The organism is Streptomyces sp. NPDC003247 (genome assembly GCF_042888135.1).
Lineage (GTDB): Bacteria > Actinomycetota > Actinomycetes > Streptomycetales > Streptomycetaceae > Streptomyces.
In genome coordinates this window covers 200,868-217,748 of the sequence record NZ_JBIAPF010000003.1, presented here as the reverse complement: position 1 = coordinate 217,748, position 16,881 = coordinate 200,868, and the positions used below count along the sequence as shown (strand labels likewise).

8 protein-coding genes are annotated in these 16,881 nt (G+C 73.8%); 7 read left to right on the top strand and 1 reads right to left on the bottom strand.

Translation table 11 applies throughout. The features are described from left to right. The first annotated feature begins 69 nt into the window (after positions 1-69). The 5 genes from ACFYWQ_RS10425 (at position 70) to ACFYWQ_RS10405 (ending at position 12,904) form a co-directional block, all read left to right on the top strand. Complete coding sequence (locus ACFYWQ_RS10425) at positions 70-2,082, top strand: ATP-binding protein (RefSeq protein WP_389514749.1); 2,013 nt, start codon at positions 70-72, stop codon at positions 2,080-2,082. Between the two features lie 389 nt (positions 2,083-2,471). Further along, a complete protein-coding gene (locus tag ACFYWQ_RS10420) occupies positions 2,472-6,629 on the top strand; it encodes a molybdopterin-dependent oxidoreductase (RefSeq protein ID WP_389515925.1) in 4,158 nt (1,385 codons plus the stop codon). Between the two features lie 164 nt (positions 6,630-6,793). After that, positions 6,794-10,714, top strand: coding sequence for a glycoside hydrolase family 2 TIM barrel-domain containing protein (locus ACFYWQ_RS10415; protein ID WP_389514747.1), 3,921 nt, complete (start codon positions 6,794-6,796; stop codon positions 10,712-10,714). 163 nt (positions 10,715-10,877) lie between these two features. Continuing rightward, positions 10,878-12,290 carry a dihydrolipoyl dehydrogenase gene (lpdA, locus tag ACFYWQ_RS10410; RefSeq protein ID WP_389514745.1) on the top strand — a complete coding sequence of 471 codons (1,413 nt, stop codon included), beginning with the start codon at positions 10,878-10,880 and terminating at the stop codon, positions 12,288-12,290. A 113-nt stretch (positions 12,291-12,403) separates the two neighbouring features. After that, on the top strand, positions 12,404-12,904 hold the full coding sequence (locus ACFYWQ_RS10405) for a hypothetical protein (RefSeq protein WP_389514743.1): 501 nt from the start codon (positions 12,404-12,406) through the stop codon (positions 12,902-12,904). A gap of 26 nt (positions 12,905-12,930) precedes the next feature. Here the strand turns inward: ACFYWQ_RS10405 and ACFYWQ_RS10400 are convergent, their stop codons facing one another. Beyond that, positions 12,931-13,299 (bottom strand): ArsR/SmtB family transcription factor, encoded by a 369-nt coding sequence (locus ACFYWQ_RS10400; protein WP_389514741.1) that lies wholly within the window; start codon positions 13,297-13,299, stop codon positions 12,931-12,933. A 35-nt stretch (positions 13,300-13,334) separates the two neighbouring features. Between ACFYWQ_RS10400 and ACFYWQ_RS10395 the strand changes: the two genes are divergently transcribed. Together ACFYWQ_RS10395 and ACFYWQ_RS10390 are read left to right on the top strand one after the other, a co-directional pair. Then, positions 13,335-15,296 (top strand): heavy metal translocating P-type ATPase, encoded by a 1,962-nt coding sequence (locus ACFYWQ_RS10395; RefSeq protein WP_389514739.1) that lies wholly within the window; start codon positions 13,335-13,337, stop codon positions 15,294-15,296. A gap of 79 nt (positions 15,297-15,375) precedes the next feature. Then, positions 15,376-16,872, top strand: a complete 1,497-nt coding sequence (locus ACFYWQ_RS10390) for an AlkA N-terminal domain-containing protein (RefSeq protein WP_389514737.1) — start codon at positions 15,376-15,378, stop codon at positions 16,870-16,872. Positions 16,873-16,881 lie beyond the last annotated feature (9 nt).

The following is a 16,881-nucleotide window of genomic DNA, read 5'->3' as shown; positions in this document are numbered from 1 at the left end:
GATACGGCCGTGGAAACTCACTCCAGGAACCTGGCGAATCGTCTGCAGGCAGCGCGGAGCAGGACTTTCGTGGGACGGGCCCTGGAACTGGGCCGGTTCCGGGCGGCGCTCGGCGGCGATCCGGGAGCCGCCCCGGTCCTCTACGTCCACGGCCCCGGCGGGGTCGGCAAGTCGACGTTGCTCAGGCGCTTCGAGGACGAGGCGCGGCAGGCCGGCCGCAGGACCGCCTGGGTGGACGGCCGCCAGGTGAACCCGTCCCCGGCCGGGTTCGAGGCCGAGGCGGGCGAGGCCGTCACGGGCGCGGGCGTCGTGCTGTTCGTCGACGGCTTCGAACGCTGCCAGGGACTCGAGGGATGGCTGCGGGACCGGTTCCTGCCCGCACTGCGCGAGGACGCCGTCGTCGTCCTGGCGGGACGGCGCCCGCCGAGCGCCGAGTGGCTGTGCGACCTGGCCTGGAGCGATCTGCTGGAGGTGCTCCAGCTCGGCTCGCTGGACCCGCGGACGGCCGCCGCGCTGCTCGAGCGGCGCGGTGTGGCCCCGGCGCAGCACGAGGCCCTGCTCGCCTTCGCGGGCGGGCACCCGCTCGCGCTGAGCCTGGCGGCCTCCGTCTCACTGGCCGGCTCCGCCGACACGTCGGAGTGGACCCCCGGCCCCGACGTGATCGCCACCCTGCTCTCCGTGCTCGTCGGGGAGCTGCCGTCGCGCAGCCACCGGCTGGCACTGGAGACCGCGGCCCACGCCCTGACGACGACCGAGCCCCTGCTGGGCGCGGTGGTCGGGGAGAGCGAGGCCGCCGAGATGTTCACCTGGCTGCGCGAGCTGCCGTTCAGCGGGTACGGGAGGCAGGGCCTGTTCCTGCACGAACTGGTGAGCGAGGTCCTCGACCACGACTTCCGCTGGCGCGACCTGGACAACTACGAGCAGATGCACGTCCGCACCGGCCACTACCTGCTGCAACGGGTCAGGACCGCCTCCGAGGCCGAGGCCATGAACGCGGTCCGGGCGCTCACCTACCTCAAGCGCTACGGACCGATGGCGCCGTACTTCCGGAAGATCGACCGGGAGGGGGACGTGTACGAGGACGTCCTGCGCCCGGACGACCACGAGCAGGCCGTCCGGATGACCGTGGAGACCGAAGGAGAGCGCTCCGCGGACGTCGTCCGCTTCTGGCTCCGGGAGCAGCCCGGTGCGTTCCGCATGTACCGCAGCGCGCAGACCGGGGAACTCGTCGCCTTCATGCTGTGGCTCCGGCTGACCGACCCGGAGGTGGGCAGCGACCTGGACCCGGTCGTCGCGGAGGCCTGGGCCGGCGTGGCGCGGAAGGGTCCGCTGCTGCCGGACCAGCACATGCTGATGAGCCGCTTCATGATCTACCCGGGGGCGTACGGCCAGATATCCACCGTCGGCCACCTGATGCAGCTGCGGATCTGCGGGGACTGGATCCGCTCCCGGGGCCTGGCGTGGTCGTTCATCACCTCACCGGACGCGGAGCTGTGGGGCCCCCTGATGGACCACCTCGGCCACGAGGAGCTGTTCCGGACTCCCTGGGACCACGACCGCGTCTTCACCACGTACGCCTGCGACTGGCGGGTGACACCGCTGGAGATCTGGTTCGACCGCACCCAGCCCGGAGCGCTCACCGAGACGCCGTCCGCGCCGGCCGTGGACGGGCCGCCGCACAGGACGTTGTCGAGGGAGGAGTTCGAGACGGCCGTGCGCCAGGCGCTGCGGGATCTGCACCGGTCGGACGCCCTGCGCGCCAGCGCCCTGTTCGACAGCCGTCTGGCCGCGCGTTCCGGCTGGACGGAGCGGGAGGACGCGGCGGAGGAGCTGCGGCGCACCCTGGTGAGCGCGGTGGACGAGCTGCGGCGCGACCCGCGGTCGGGCAAGTCCCACCGGGCCCTCGCCACCACCTACCTGAGCAAGGCCTCCACCCAGGAGGCGGCCGCGGCCCGGCTGGGGCTCCCGTACAGCACCTACCGCCGGCACCTCGCCGAAGGGCACAAGCGCCTGTGCGAGGTGCTGTGGCACTGGGAACTCGGCGGAGCCCCGGTGGACGACGGCCGCCCCGCACCCGTGTGACCCGTACGCGTGCGACCGGCACCCGTGCGACCCGTACACGCGTGACCGGCACCCGTGCGACCGGCACCCGTGCGACCCGTACACGCGTGACCCGCGTCCGTGCCACCCGTACCCGCATGACCCGCACCCGTGCGACCCGGACACATGTGAACCGCCCCGCTCACACGCCCCGTCTCACACCCGCCCGCCCCCGGCTGTGCGCCCGCCTTAACCCCCGGCGACCCGTCCGGGAGACGCCTGCGTAATGCGCGGTTCGTACCGTCGCAGAGGCTCTCACCAGGCCGATCGTCAGAAAGGGGGCGCCCGTGGCCGTGCCGGACCCGCGGACCGACAGCGCGACGGAGACGAAGGTGCGCACGGTCTGCTCGTACTGCGGCGTGGGCTGCGGCATGCTCCTGGACATCCGCACCGGACCGGACGGACGCCGTACGGTCCTGAAGGCGTCCGGGGACAAGCAGCACCCCGCGAACTTCGGCCGGCTGTGCACCAAGGGCGCGACCACCGCCGACATGCTCGCCGCCCCCGGCCGGCTGACCACCGCCCTGGTCCGCCACGAGCGCGGGGAGGAGCCGGAGCCCGCCCCCGTGGCCGCGGCCGTCGCCGAGACGGCCCGGCGGCTGCGCGCGATCGTCGACGAGCACGGGCCCGACGCGGTCGCCCTCTACGTCTCCGGCCAGATGAGCCTGGAGGCGCAGTACCTGGCGAACAAGCTGGTCAAGGGGTATCTGCGCAGCAACCAGATCGAGTCGAACTCCCGGCTGTGCATGGCCAGCGCCGGCACCGGCTACAAGCTGTCCCTCGGCGCCGACGGGCCGCCCGGCTCGTACGAGGACCTCGACACGGCGGACGTCTTCCTGGTCATCGGGTCCAACATGGCCGACTGCCACCCGATCCTCTTCCTGCGGATGATGGACCGGGTGAAGGCCGGGGCGAAACTGATCGTCGTCGACCCGCGCCGCACCGCCACCGCCGCCAAGGCCGATCTCTTCCTCCAGGTCAGGTCCGGCACCGACCTCGCCCTCCTGAACGGCCTGCTGCACCTGCTGCACGCCGACGGCCACACCGACCCCGACTTCGTCGCCGCGTACACCGAGGGCTGGGAGGCGATGCCGGAGTTCCTCGCCGACTACCCGCCCGCGACCGTCGCCGAGATCACCGGCATCCCCGAGGCCGACCTGCGCGAGGCCGCCCGGCTGATCGGCGAGGCGGGGGAGTGGACGAGCTGCTGGACGATGGGCCTCAACCAGTCCACGCACGGCACCTGGAACACCAACGCCCTGGTCAACCTGCACCTCGCGACCGGCAAGATCTGCCGGCCGGGCAGCGGCCCGTTCTCCCTCACCGGGCAGCCCAACGCCATGGGCGGGCGCGAGATGGGCTACATGGGGCCGGGGCTCCCCGGCCAGCGGTCCGTCCTCGTCGACGCCGACCGTGCCTTCGTCGAGGAGCTGTGGGGACTGGAACCGGGCACGATCCGCGCCGACGGCGTCGGCAAGGGCACCGTCGAGATGTTCCGGAGGATGGCCGACGGCGAGATCAAGGCCTGTTGGATCATCTGCACCAACCCGGTCGCCTCCGTCGCCAACCGCAGGACGGTCATCGAGGGCCTGGAGGCCGCGGAGTTCGTCGTCGCCCAGGACGTCTTCGCCGACACCGAGACCAACGCGTACGCCGACGTGGTCCTGCCCGGCGCCCTGTGGACGGAGACCGAGGGCGTCCTCATCAACAGCGAGCGCAACCTCACCCTCGCCCGGCCCGCCGCCGACCCGCCCGGCGAGGCGACCGCCGACTGGCGCCTGATCGCCGGCGTCGCCCGCGCGATGGGCTACGAGGACGGCTTCGCCTACGACAGCGCGGAGGAGATCTTCGAGGAGATCAAACGCGCCCACAACCCGCAGACCGGCTACGACCTGCGCGGAGTGACCTACGAGCGGCTGCGCGCCACCCCGGTGCAGTGGCCCGCCGCCACCCCCGACGGCCCCGACCGCAACCCGATCCGGTACGTGAACGAAGACGGCTCGCTCACCTTCCCCACCGTGAGCGGCCGCGCCGTCTTCCACGCCCGCCCACACGTCCCGCCCGCCGAGATGCCGGACGACGACTACCCGTTCGTCCTCAACACGGGCCGTCTCCAGCACCAGTGGCACACCCTGACCAAGACCGCGAAGGTGGCCAAGCTCAACAAGCTGGACCCGGGCCCCTTCGTCGAGCTGCACCCCGAGGACGCCGCCGGGCTCGGGATCGCCGACGGTGACTCGGTGGAGGTCGCCTCCCGGCGCGGCCGGGCCGTGCTGCCCGCCGTCGTCACCGACCGGGTGCTGCCGGGCTCCTGCTTCGCGCCGTTCCACTGGAACGACCTGTTCGGCGAGTACCTCAGCGTCAACGCGGTCACCGGTGACGCCGTCGACCCGCTCTCCTTCCAGCCCGAACTGAAGGTGTGCGCGGTGTCGCTGACCAAGGTGTCCACACCGGTGACCGTACGGACCGCGACGGCGCCGGCCGCGGCGGCCGCACCGGGCCTACCGGGCGCGGCGGGCCTACCGGCCGCACCGGGCCTACCGGCCGCACCGGGCCTACCGGCCGCACCGGGCCTACCGGCCGTCGCGGCGCCGGCGACCGGCGCGCGGGTACTCGTCCCGACCGCCGTCCAGCCCGCCTCCTCCGCCGCCGCCGTCTTCGGCCTGGACCCCGCCCCGCCGCCCGTCCTGAGCGAACGGGAGCGGCAGTACCTGGTCGGCTTCCTCGCCGGCATCCCGGCCGGCGCCCCCGGCGTCCCCGTCCTCCCCCCGGACGCCCCGTTCAGCCCCGAGCACGCCCTGTGGGTCAACGGCACCCTGGCCGGCATGTACTCCCGCACCGCCCCCGACGCCGGCTCCGAGCCGCCCGCCGGGCGCCGGATCGTCATCCTGTGGGCGTCGCAGACCGGCAACGCCGAGGACTTCGCCACCACCACCGCCGAACGGCTCACCGCCGGCGGCCACAGCACCTCCCTCGTCGCCATGGACGAGGCCGACCCCGCCGCCCTGCCCGCGGGCGCCGACCTGCTGCTCATCACCAGCACCTTCGGCGACGGCGACGCCCCCGACAACGGCGCCGGCTTCTGGGACGGCCTGACCACCCTCGACGCCGGGCGCCTCGCGGGCCGCCGCTACGCCGTGCTGGCCTTCGGGGACTCCTCCTACGACGACTTCTGCGGGCACGGCCGCCGCCTGGACAGCCGTATGGACGAGCTGGGCGCGGTACGGCTGGCGCCGCGCACCGACTGCGAACCGGACTACGAGCCGCAGGCCGAGGCCTGGCTGGACCAGGTGCTCACCGCACTCAAGGACGCCACGGAACCGGCCCCGGCCCAGGTCCCGCCCTCCCCGGCCCCCGCCCCCGCCCAGGCGGCTCCCTCCCCGGCCCCCGCCGCGCCCCGCGCCAAGCGGCCCGCCCCCGTCGCCGCCCGCCTCACCGGCAACCGCCTGCTGAGCCTGCCCGGCTCCGGCAAGGAGGTGCGCCGCTTCACCTTCGACACCCGCGACAGCGACACCCCGCTCCTCTACGAGGCCGGCGACGCCCTCGGCGTACGGCCCCTGAACTCCCCGGCGCTGGTGGCGGAGTGGCTGGCCGTCACCGGCCTGGACGCGGACGCCGCCGTGCGGGTGAACGGCGTCGGCGAGGTCGCCCTCGGCGATGCCCTGCTGCGCCACCTCGACATCACCCGGATCTCCCCGGCCCTGCTGCGCTTCACCGCCGACCGCGCCCGCGACCCGCGCGAGCTGCGCAAGCTGATGCGCCCGGACAACAAGGACGAGCTGGCGAAGTGGTCCTGGGGCCGGCAGGCCGTGGACGTGGCCGCCGAGTTCGGCATCCGGGCCCGGGCGCAGGAGTGGACCGAGACACTGGGCCGCCTCCAGCCCCGTCTGTACTCCATCTCGTCCAGCCCGCTCACCGACCCCCACCTGGTCTCCCTCACGGTCTCGGTCGTCCGGTACGAGAACCTGGCCGGCCGGCCCCGCCAGGGCGTCTGCTCGCCCTTCCTCGCGGACGCCGGGCCCGGCACCGAGGTCCCGGTGCACGTGCAGCGCTCCCCGCACTTCCGGCCGCCCGCCGACCCGGCGGTGCCGATGGTGATGGTGGGCCCCGGCACCGGCGTCGCCCCGTTCGTCGGCTTCCTGGAGGAGCGCCGGGCGCGCGGGCACCGGGCGCCGAACTGGCTGTTCTTCGGCGAACAGCACCGGGCGACGGACTTCTACTACGAGCAGGAGCTGACCGCCTTCCTGGCCGACGGCACCCTCGGCCGCCTGGACACGGCCTTCTCCCGCGACCAGCGGGCCAAGGTGTACGTGCAGGACCGGATGCGCGAGCACGGCTCCCAGCTGTGGTCCTGGCTCCGGGACGGCGCCCACTTCTACGTGTGCGGCGACGCCTCCCGCATGGCCAAGGACGTCGACCGGGCGCTGCGCGACATCGCCGTCGTCCACGGCGGCCTGGGGGAGGAGGAGGCCGCGGCCTACGTCAAGCAGCTCGCCTCGGACAAGCGGTACGTGCGGGACGTGTACTGACGGGCGGGCGGGCGCCTTCCCGAGGCCGGTGCCAAGGGGTGGCACGCGTCGATATTCGGGCGTGTCCGGCGCGTCACTGTTCGGATGATCGACGGGGATGGACAAGATCTGACGCACCCTCCGTCCCGTGCAGTCGCACGGTTCACCCGAGGAAGGTCATGGTCATGTCGCACCCGCACGTGTCGTCCATGGACCGGCCGGACCGCCCCCAGCGGGCGGTCGTCAGCCGTCGCCGTCTCCTCGAAGGATCCGCCGCCGTCCTCGGCGCGCTCGCCCTCTCCGCCCCCTCCACCGCCCACCGGGCCGCCGCGGCGGACCCGGCCCCGGAGTGGAACGGCCGTATCGACGTCTTCCGCCTCGGCACCGAACCCCCGCACACCACCCTCATGCCGTACGCCGGCCTCGACCAGGCCCTCGCCGCCGACCGCACCCGCTCCCCGTACCGGCTCGACCTCGACGGGACCTGGAGATTCGCCTACGCCGAACGCCCCGACGAGCGGGACGCCGACTTCCACCGCACCGACCTCGACGACAGCTCCTGGGACACGATCCCCGTCCCCTCCGTCTGGCAGCTGCACGGTCACGACCGCCCCATCTACCTCAACATCACCTACCCCTACTGGGGCCCCAACGGCCTGGGCGAGGAACCGCAGCCCCCCGCCGCGCCCACCCGCTACAACCCCGTCGGCCAGTACCGGCGCACCTTCACCGTGCCCGGGGAGTGGGCCGGCCGGCGCACCTTCCTGCACTTCGAGGGCGTCAAGTCCGCGCACTACGTCTGGATCAACGGCGAGCTGGCCGGCTACCACGAGGACTCCTACACCCCCGCCGAGTACGACATCACCGACCGCCTCCGGCCGGGCACCAACCAGATCGCCGTGGAGGTCTACCGCTACTCCGACGGGGACTGGCTGGAGGACCAGGACATGATCCGGCTGAGCGGCATCTTCCGCTCGGTCTACCTGTTCTCCACCCCGCCCGTGCACCTGCGGGACTTCAAGCTGGACACCCCGCTCGGCGACGGCCACACCTCCGCGGAGCTGTCGGTCACGGCGAGCGTGCGGGACTACGGGCGCGGCGCGGGCGGCCCGGCGGGGGAGGGGGCCGGCGCGCGGTACACCGTCGACACCCTCCTGTACGACGCCGACGGCCATCCGGTGTGGTCCCGCCCGCTCCAGCAGCCCGTCGACCTCGCCCCCGGCGGCGAGACGACCGTCCGGGCGGCGAAGGCCGTACCCGCACCCCGCCTCTGGTCGGCGGAGCACCCGTACCTGTACACCGCCGTCCTGCGGCTGCGCGACCCCGCCGGCCGGGTCGTCGAGACGCTGTCGCACCGGGTCGGCCTGCGCGAGTTCGCCCTGAAGGACGGGCTGATGCGGATCAACGGCCGGCCCGTCTCCTTCCGCGGCACCAACCGGCACGAGATGCACCCGGCCCGCGGCACCGCCCTCACCCGCGCGGACCTCGTCGAGGACATCGGGCTCATCAAGCGCCTGAACATCAACTCCGTGCGCACCTCCCACTACCCCAACAACCCGCACTGGTACGAACTCGCCGACGAGTACGGCCTCTACCTCGTGGACGAGACCAACCTGGAGACGCACGGCATCCGCTCCCGGTACCCCGGCGACCACCCCGACTGGACCGCCGCCTGCGTGGCCCGCGCCCAGAACATGGTCCACCGCGACAAGAACCACGCCTCGGTCGTCCTGTGGTCCCTCGGCAACGAGGCCGGCGCCGGCCGCACCTTCACCGCCATGTACGACTGGATCCGCTCCCACGACCCCACCCGCGTCATCCAGTACGAGGGCGACGACAGCCCCGGCGTCAGCGACATCCGCTCCCGTATGTACGAGACACCCGCCCGGGTCGAGCAGCGCGCCGAGGACGCCACGGACACCCGCCCGTACGTCATGATCGAGTACTCCCACGCGATGGGGAACTCCAACGGCAACCTCAAGACGTACTGGGACGTCGTCCGCCGCCACGACGTCCTCCAGGGCGGCTGGATCTGGGACTTCGTCGACCAGTCCCTGTACTGGCCCACCCCCGTGCGCACCCTGTTCACCGAGACCGGCCCCGGCCGGCTGCGCGGCGAGCTGATGGCCTCCAGCGGCACCTTCGACCGGACCCGGGGGGTCTCCGGCGCCACCGTCTTCGCCCGCGACCCGAGCCTGGACCTCACCGGGTCCCTCACCCTGGAGGCCTGGGTCACCCCGCACGTCACCGGCTACCACCAGCCGATCATCGCCAAGGGCGACACCCAGTACGCGCTGAAGCAGACCGGCCGCACCCTGGCGTTCTTCGTCCACGACGGCAGCGGGTGGATCACCGCGAGCTGGGCCCTGCCCGACGACTGGACCGGCCGCGAACACCATGTCGCGGGCGTCTTCGACGCCGACGCGGGCACCCTCACCCTCCACGTCGACGGCGTGGTCCGGGCCACCCGCGCCACCGATCGCCGCCCCGCCGTCAACACCGCTCCCCTCGCGCTCGGCAACGACACCGACAACCACACCCGCGAGTTCAGCGGCACCATCCGCCGGGCCCGCGTCCACGCCCGCGCCCTCACCGCCGCCGAACTCGCCGACGACGGCCGCGGCCCCGGCGACGACGGCGTGCGGTTCTGGTTCGACGCGGCCACCGTCGCCGTGGCGGAGGAACGGCCGCGCGAGAAGACCTTCCTCGCCTACGGCGGCGACTGGGGCGACCTGCCCAACGACGGCGCCTTCGTCGCGGACGGCATCGTCACCGCCGACCGGGGCCACACCGGCAAGGCCGCCGAGGTCAAGCGGGTCTACCAGGCGATCGGCGCGGCACCCGTGCCCGGCCGCCCGGCGGGCACGGTCACGCTGACCAACGAGTACCTCTTCACCGACCTCAGGGACTTCCGCGGACGGTGGACCCTCGTCGCCGACGGCACGGCGGTGCGCCACGGCGAACTGACCCGCGGCCAGCTGGACGTGCCGCCCCTGACCGCCAAGGACATCACCGTCCCCGTACGGCTCCCGGCCGCCCCCGACCCCGGCACCGAGTTCTTCCTTACGCTCTCCTTCACCCTGCGGGAGTCCACCCCGTGGGCGCGGGCCGGCTTCGAGGTGGCCCGCCACCAGATCCCGCTCGACGCCGGCAGCCCGGCCGTGACACCGGTGCCCCTGGCGCGCGTCCCCGCCCTCACCCACCACGACGGCCCCACCGAGGTCACCGTCACCGGCCGGGACTTCTCCGTCACCGTCGACAAGCGCACCGGCGTCATCACCTCCTACGAGGCCGCCGGCACCTCCCTGATCGTCTCCGGCCCCGCGCCCAACTTCTGGAGGGCGCCCACCGACAACGACAAGGGCAACGGCCAGCACACCCGCAACCGGACCTGGCGCGACGCCGGCGCGCGCCGCACCGTGACCCACGTCGGCGTGCGCGCCCTGCGGGACCGGGCCGTGCAGATCACGGTCGCCGGCACGCTCCCGACGGCCGTGACGTCGGCGTACAGCACCACCTACACCGTTTTCGGCAACGCCGAGATCAAGGTCGACCACACCCTGCACCCGGGCGCCGTGAGCCTGCCGTACCTGCCGGAGGTGGGCAGCCTGCTGTTCCTGCCCGCCCGGCTGGAGCACCTGCACTACTACGGGCGCGGCCCCGAGGAGAACCACTGGGACCGCAACAACGGCACCGACGTCGGCCGGTACTCGGGGACCGTCTCCGGGCAGTGGACCCCCTACATCCGCCCGCAGGAGAACGGCAACAAGACCGACGTCCGCTGGGTCGCCCTCACCGACCGCGACGGTGTCGGCCTGCTGGCCACGGGCGAGCCCCTGCTGGAGGTCAACGCCTCCCACTTCACCCCCGAGGACCTGTCGGCCGGGGTCCGCCACGACTACCAGCTCACCCCGCGCGAGGAGGTCGTGCTGCGGCTGAGCCACCGCCAGATGGGCGTCGGCGGCGACAACAGCTGGGGCGCCCACACCCACGACGAGTACAAGCTGTTCGCCGACCACGACTACGCCTACACCTACCGGCTGCGGCCCCTGACCGACGTCGGCCGGGCGACGGCGCTCTCCCGCACCCCCACCGCGGGGGAGTGACCCCGCGTCCGCCGGTGCCGTTCCCCGTCCGTGGTCCGTGGTCCGTGGTCCGTGGTCCGTGTGACGCCGTCCACACCGGATGATCTCTGTGGCGACGGGAGGGGAAGAGCGGAACAATCCAGCACGGAACGGGTAACGGAATCGACGGAAGAGGGAACCTCCCATGGCCGAGCAGGACGAACGCTTCGACGTCGTGGTCCTCGGTGCCGGCCCCGGCGGCTACGTCGCCGCGGTCCGCGCCGCCCAGCTGGGCAGACGTGTCGCCGTCGTCGAGGAGAAGTACTGGGGCGGCGTCTGCCTGAACGTGGGCTGCATCCCCACCAAGGCCCTCCTGCGCAACGCCGAGCTCGCCCACCTCCTCACCCACGAGGCGAAGACCTTCGGCATCCGGTTCGACGGCCAGGTCTCCTTCGACTACGGCGAGGCGTTCCGCCGCAGCCGCAAGGTCGCGGACGGCCGGGTCAAGGGCGTCCACTACCTGATGAAGAAGAACAAGATCACCGAGTTCGACGGCCGCGGCACCTTCCTCGACCCGCACACCCTCCAGGTCGCCGGCTACGACGGCGAGACCCGCACGATCGGCTTCGACCACTGCGTCATCGCCACCGGCGCCACCCCCAAGCTCCTCCCGGGCACCCGCCGCACCTCCCGCGTGGTGACGTACGAGGAGCAGATCCTCGCCGAGGACCTCCCGGAGTCGATCGTCATCGCGGGCGCCGGCGCGATCGGCGTCGAGTTCGCCTACGTACTGCACAACTACGGTGTGAAGGTCACCGTCGTGGAGTTCCTGGACCGCATGGCCCCGCTGGAGGACGCCGAGGTCTCCGCCGAACTCGCCCGGCAGTACCGCAGGCTGGGCATCGACGTGCTCACCTCCACCCGCGTCGACGCCATCGACGAGTCCGGCCCCCGGGTCCGCGTCACCGTCACCGGCAAGGACGGCGCCCAGCACGTCCTGGAGACCGACAAGGTCCTCCAGGCGATCGGCTTCGCCCCGAACGTGACCGGCTACGGCCTGGAGAACACCGGCGTCCGCGTCACCGAGCGCGGCGCGATCGACGTCGACGGCCGCTGCCGCACCTCCGTCCCGCACCTGTACGCCATCGGCGACGTCACCGCGAAGCTGATGCTCGCGCACGCCGCCGAGGCGATGGGCGTGATCGCCGCCGAGACCCTCGCGGACGCCGAGACCATGGAGCTCGACTACGCCATGATCCCCCGGGCCACCTTCTGCCAACCCCAGATCGCCAGCTTCGGCTACACCGAGGCCCAGGCCCGTGACCTCGGGTACGACGTCAAGGTCGCGAAGTTCCCCTTCAGCGCCAACGGCAAGTCCCACGGCCTCGGCGACACCACCGGCTTCGTCAAGCTGATCAGCGACGCGACGCACGGCGAGCTCATCGGCGGCCACCTCATCGGCCCCGACGTCACCGAGCTGCTGCCCGAGCTGACCCTGGCCCAGCAGTGGGACCTCACCGTCCACGAGGTCGCCCGCAACGTCCACGCCCACCCGACCCTGAGCGAGGCCGTCAAGGAGGCCGTCCACGGCCTCGCCGGCCACATGATCAACATGTGAGGGCGGCGCGGCCGGGCCGTTCACCCGGACGGCCCGGCCGCGCTCGCACCCGACGGACGTCCGGGGTGTCCTGCAAGGGAGCCCACGGAGCCCCACGGAAGGGACGTCCGGCCATGACCTCCCACCCCGGCCCGAGCCCGGACCGCCCGAGCCCGGACCCCCCGGCCCCGGGCGCCGGCCCGCAGGGCGAGATCGGCACCGCCTGGTCCGCCCCGCGCGGCGGCCCCCGCCGGCCCTCCCCGCGCGACGCCCGGATCGCCGGCGGGGTCGCCTTCGCCGGCGTCCTGCTGCTGTGCGGTGGCGTCCTCTCCGTCCTCCAGGGCATCGCCGCGCTGGCCGGGGACGAGGTCTACGCCCGCATCGGCTCCTACGTCTACGCGCTGAGCCTCACCGCCTGGGGCGCCGTCCACGTCGTCCTCGGCGTCCTCGCCGCCGTCACCGGCGCCGGTCTGCTCAGGGGCGCCGCCTGGGCCCGCTACCCGGGCGTCTTCCTGGCCGCGCTCGGCCTGGTCGCCCAGTTCCTGTTCCTGCCCTACGAGCCGCTCTGGTCGATCGTGATCATGGCGGTGGACGTGTACGTGATCTGGGCGCTGACCGCGCGGACGGCGGGATAGGGCCGAGGGGGAGGGGGCGTCCGCCCCTACAGGTCCTCCTGCTCGGCGGTGTCGCTGATGCCCAGCCGCAGATGCTCCACGTGGTAGACGGCCTGGTCGAGGAGTTCGGCGACATGGTGGTCGTGCAGCGCGTAGACGACCGAGCGGCCGCGCCGCTCGCCCACCACCAGGCCCAGGTTGCGCAGCAGCCGCAACTGGTGCGAGCACGCCGACTGCTCCATCCCCACCTCGGCCGCCAGCTCCGTCGCGGGCAGCGGCCCTTCCCGCAGCCGGGCGAGGATCAGCAGGCGTGAGGGGGTGGACAGGGCCTGGAGGGTGGTGGCCACCTTGGCCGCGTTGCCCGCGTCCAGACGGACGCGCTCGGTGGCTGCGGGGGTGACGGCTCCATGACCCATGCGGGCCATCTTACCCATCGTATATGAACGAATGAATGACTCTTCATGTGTTCCTGTATCGTGGCCGCGTGCCCACCACCACCCTGACCTCCACCCTGACCTCCCCGCCGTCCACCGCGACCGCCCCGGCGCCCCCGCGCCGCCGCACCCGGATCCTCGCCCTCCCCGAGGCCCGCTGGGCCCTCGCCGCCACCCTCGCCTTCCTGCTGGGCCTCGCGCTGGACCTCGGCGGCGCACCGGCCTGGGCGTCCGCCGTCCCCTACGCGGTCGCCTACGTCACCGGCGGCTGGGAACCCGCCCTCGAAGGCCTGCGGGCGCTGCGCGGGAAGACCCTCGACGTCGACCTGCTGATGATCGTCGCCGCGCTCGGCGCCGCCGCCATCGGCCAGGTCCTCGACGGCGCCCTCCTCATCGTCATCTTCGCCACCTCCGGCGCCCTGGAGGCCCTGGCCACCGCCCGCACCGCCGACTCCGTCCGCGGCCTCCTCGACCTCGCCCCCGACACCGCGACCCGGCTCACCGACGGCGGCGAGGAGACCGTCCCCGCCGCCGAACTCGCCGTCGGCGACCTGCTGCTGATCCGCCCGGGCGAACGCGTCGGCGCCGACGGCCGGGTCGTCGACGGCGTCAGCGAGGCCGACCAGGCGACCATCACCGGCGAACCCCTGCCCGTCGTCAAGCGCCCCGGCGACGAGGTCTTCGCCGGCACCCTCAACGGCACCGGGGCCCTCCGCGTCCGCGTCGCACGCGACCCCGCCGACTCGGTCGTCGCCCGCATCGTCACCCTGGTCGAGGAGGCCTCCCGCACCAAGGCGCCCACCCAGCTCTTCGTCGAGCGGATCGAACAGCGCTACGCCGTCGCCGTCGTGACCGCCACCCTCGCCGTCTTCGCCGTGCCGCTCGCCTTCGGCGCGCAGCTCACCGACGCCCTGCTGCGCGCCATGACCTTCATGATCGTCGCCTCGCCGTGCGCCGTCGTCCTCGCCACCATGCCGCCCCTGCTGTCCGCCATCGCCACCGCCGGCCGCCACGGCGTCCTGGTCAAGTCCGCGGTCGCCATGGAACGCCTCGGCGAAATCGACACCGCGGCCCTCGACAAGACCGGCACCCTCACCGAGGGCGCCCCCGAGGTCACGGCCGTCACCCCGCTGCCCGGCTCCGGCGTCGACGAGGACACCCTCCTCGCCCTCGCCGCGGCCGCCGAGCACCCCAGCGAGCATCCGCTGGCCCGCGCCGTCGTGGCGGCGGCACGCGGGCGGGGCCTGCGGATCGCCCCCGCCGAGGACTTCACGGCGACGCCCGGACAGGGGGTCACGGCCCTCGTCGGGGGCCGCCCGGTCACCGTGGGCCGGGCGGACACCGGCCATGCCCCGGCAGGCCCCGGGGCGGAGGGGACCGCGGTCCTGGTGCGCGTCGACGGCGCCCCCGCCGGCACCCTCACCCTCACCGACCGCCTGCGCCCCGCCGCCCCCGCCGCCACCGCGGCGCTCACCGCCCTCACCGGCACCGCCCCGGTCCTTCTCACCGGCGACAACGCGCGGGCCGCCGCCCGCGTCGCCGACGCCACCGGCATCACGGACGTCCGCGCCGGCCTGCTCCCGCAGGACAAGGCCGAGGCGGTGCGGGAGCTCCAGCTCTCCGGCCGCAGGGTGCTGTTCGTCGGGGACGGCGTCAACGACGCGCCCGCGCTCGCCGCCGCCCACGCGGGCCTGGCCATGGGCCGGGCCGGTTCCGACCTGGCCCTGGAGACCGCGGACGCCGTCGTCGTCCGCGACGACCTCACCACCGTCCCGGCCGTCGTACGGCTGTCGCGGACCGCGCGCCGGCTGGTGGTGCAGAACCTGGTGATCGCGGGGACGTTCATCACCGGCCTGGTGCTCTGGGACCTCGTCGGCCACCTGCCGCTGCCGCTCGGGGTGGCCGGGCACGAGGGGTCGACCGTGCTGGTCGGACTCAACGGGCTGCGGCTGCTGCGGGACCGCGCCTGGCAGGGGTGACCCACGAAGGCCCCGGCCGGGGCGGCTCGATGTCGGATTCTCGCCAGCGCCGCCCCGGCCGGTGGCCGATGCTGAAGGCATGCGGAACGGGATGCACACCGACCGGGAGCGCTGCCTGCGCGCCGTGCGGTCGAAGGACGCGCGGTTCGACGGCTGGTTCTTCACGGCGGTCTCGACCACCGGGATCTACTGCCGGCCCAGCTGCCCGGTCGTGGCGCCCAAGCCGGAGAACATGACCTTCCACCCGAGCGCCGCCGCCTGCCAGCAGGCCGGTTTCCGCGCCTGCAAGCGGTGCCGGCCCGACACCAGCCCGGGTTCCCCGGAGTGGAACCACCGCGCCGACCTCGTCGCCCGCGCCATGCGGCTCGTCGCCGACGGCGTCGTCGACCGCGAAGGGGTGCCCGGACTCGCCGCCCGCCTCGGCTACAGCACCCGCCAGGTGGAACGCCAGCTCCTCGCCGAACTCGGCGCCGGCCCCCTCGCCCTGGCCCGCGCCCAGCGCGCCCAGACCGCCCGCCTCCTCATCGAGACCAGCGAACTGCCCATGGCGGACGTGGCGTTCGCCGCCGGCTTCGCCTCCGTCCGCACCTTCAACGACACCGTGCGCGACGTGTTCGCGCTCTCCCCGAGCGACCTGCGCGCCCGCGTCCCGAAGAAGAGCGGCGCCCCGCGCCCGGCGTCCCCCACCGCCGGGACGCTCCACCTCCGCCTGCCGTTCCGCGCCCCCCTCCACCCCGACAACCTCTTCGGCCACCTCGCCGCGACCGGCGTGCCCGGGGTGGAGGAGTGGCGGGACGGGGCCTTCCGGCGCACGCTGCGCCTGCCGTACGGGCACGGCGTCGTGGCGCTCACCCCGCACCCCGACCACATCGGCTGCCGGCTCACCCTCACCGACCTGCGCGACCTCACCGTCGCCATCAGCCGCTGCCGGCGCCTGCTCGACCTGGACGCCGACCCGGTCGCCGTCGACGACCACCTGCGCACCGACCCGCGGCTCGCACCGCTGGTCGACAAGGCACCCGGCCGCCGCGTCCCGCGCACGGTGGACGAGGCGGAGTTCGCCGTCCGGGCGGTCCTGGGCCAGCAGGTGTCCACGGCGGCCGCCCGCACCCACGCGGCCCGCCTGGTCACCGCCCACGGCGACCCCGTCGACGACCCCGACGGCGGCCTCACCCACCTCTTCCCCACCCCCGAGGCCCTCGCCGCGCTCGACCCCGCGACCCTGGCGATGCCCCGCACCCGCCGCACCACCGTCACCACCCTCGTACGGCACCTCGCCGAGGGGTCCCTGCACCTCGGCGTGGAGAGCGACTGGGCCGAGGCCCGCGCCCGCCTGCTGTCCCTCCCCGGCTTCGGCCCCTGGACCGCCGACGTCATCGCCCTGCGCGCCCTCGGCGACCCCGACGCCTTCCTCCCCACCGACCTGGGCGTCCGCCGCGCCGCCCGGGAACTGGGCCTGCCCTCCACCCCGGCGGCGCTCACGGCCCGCGCGGCGGCCTGGCGCCCCTGGCGGGCCTACGCGGTCCAGTACCTGTGGGCGACCGACAGCCACCCCATCAACCTCCTGCCCGTCTGAGGAACCCCG

Excerpts from the sequence above, each read along its gene's own strand:
- ACFYWQ_RS10420 (WP_389515925.1), top strand. The coding sequence starts at position 2,472 with ATGCTCCTGGACATCCGCACCGGACCGGACGGACGCCGTACGGTCCTG.
- ACFYWQ_RS10415 (WP_389514747.1), top strand. The coding sequence starts at position 6,794 with ATGTCGCACCCGCACGTGTCGTCCATGGACCGGCCGGACCGCCCCCAG.
- lpdA (WP_389514745.1), top strand. The coding sequence starts at position 10,878 with ATGGCCGAGCAGGACGAACGCTTCGACGTCGTGGTCCTCGGTGCCGGC.
- ACFYWQ_RS10405 (WP_389514743.1), top strand. The coding sequence starts at position 12,404 with ATGACCTCCCACCCCGGCCCGAGCCCGGACCGCCCGAGCCCGGACCCC.
- ACFYWQ_RS10400 (WP_389514741.1), bottom strand. The coding sequence starts at position 13,299 with ATGGGTCATGGAGCCGTCACCCCCGCAGCCACCGAGCGCGTCCGTCTG.
- ACFYWQ_RS10395 (WP_389514739.1), top strand. The coding sequence starts at position 13,335 with ATGACTCTTCATGTGTTCCTGTATCGTGGCCGCGTGCCCACCACCACC.
- ACFYWQ_RS10390 (WP_389514737.1), top strand. The coding sequence starts at position 15,376 with ATGCGGAACGGGATGCACACCGACCGGGAGCGCTGCCTGCGCGCCGTG.